A 1,105-nucleotide genomic window follows, 5' to 3' on the forward strand; every position below is an offset into this window, starting at 1 on the left:
ATCGGACGGCCAAACCCATCATAATATTGCACTACAGGCGCTGTTTCGCCAGTGTTGTACGATGTAGAGTGAGATGTTTTGGGTTCGAGATACGTGTAATTAACCACATAGTTTTGCGAAGATGTGGGGGATACCGACTGACTGGTAGTACTAATATCAGCCGGAAGATTTGATGGTGTTCCTTGTCCGAAAACCGATAATACGGCAATAACAAAAAACAGTATAGTATTATATATTTTTTTCATTTTATTCAAATTTTAATGCTTTGGTTCTATTTTTTCACCACGACTTTACCAACTTGGTGAAAATTGTCTCCCGAAATTTCAACCATATAGATACCCTCGGTTTGTGATGATAGATTTATGGTATAAGATTGTGCACTAATTAGTTTTACTTCTGAGTTTTTAACCATCCTCCCAGAACTATCGAACACCTTAACTACTGCATTGCTATTTAACCATTCAGAAGCAGGCTGCCAGTTCACAAAATCAGATGTTATTGTTGGGTAAAGTTTAAAGTCATTTGCACCCAGGTCTTCAATTGTGCTTGCACTTTTTTCGGGTGTAAGTTCAATTTCCCCTGAATACTTACATCCAAAAAAATCAGTTACCGTAAGCGAATATTTTCCAGGTGTGTTTGTTGTAAAATATCGAGAGTTTGAACTATTGTCCTCCCATGAATATTCAACAAAATCGGCCCCGGCATCTAATTCCCAACCGGCATTAATATCGTCTTCGTCCATCAATATTGCTTCTATATGCAAAGGGTTCTTGGCATTGCAGTTTTCTACCCTTGCTAAAAAGATGTCTTCCTTCCCAGCCGACACCAATTCTTCGTTCCTGATTTTTATTTCAGTTCTAAATTCACCGGTAACATATACTCCAGTCTTTGAAGCAAAAGCTGAACACGGAAACTCGCTACTTTCGCCAGTCAGAATGAAAATATCTTTGGGATTGCAGTTGCTATCGAAAGCCGCAATAAAAACATCGCTACCGCTATTCTTGGTTTCGAGGATTTCTTTATCAAATAAAAGAGAACCATTAAACAAACCTGTCACCAGAATATTCTCACCGGATTTAATTAATCCATCAGCCAAATCATTACT

2 protein-coding genes are annotated in these 1,105 nt (G+C 38.1%); both read right to left on the minus strand.

Annotated features, from left to right (window positions below; all coding sequences use genetic code 11):
- Positions 1-245: hypothetical protein (locus SLH46_RS21600; RefSeq protein ID WP_320283304.1), on the minus strand; the 245-nt coding region annotated here is incomplete at its 3' end.
- Positions 246-271: 26 nt separating this feature from the next.
- Positions 272-1,105, minus strand: an 834-nt coding sequence (locus SLH46_RS21605; protein WP_320283305.1) for a T9SS type A sorting domain-containing protein, incomplete at its 5' end; no start/stop codon positions are given.

Origin of the sequence: Draconibacterium sp. IB214405, from assembly GCF_033963885.1 — a bacterium.
GTDB lineage: Bacteria > Bacteroidota > Bacteroidia > Bacteroidales > Prolixibacteraceae > Draconibacterium.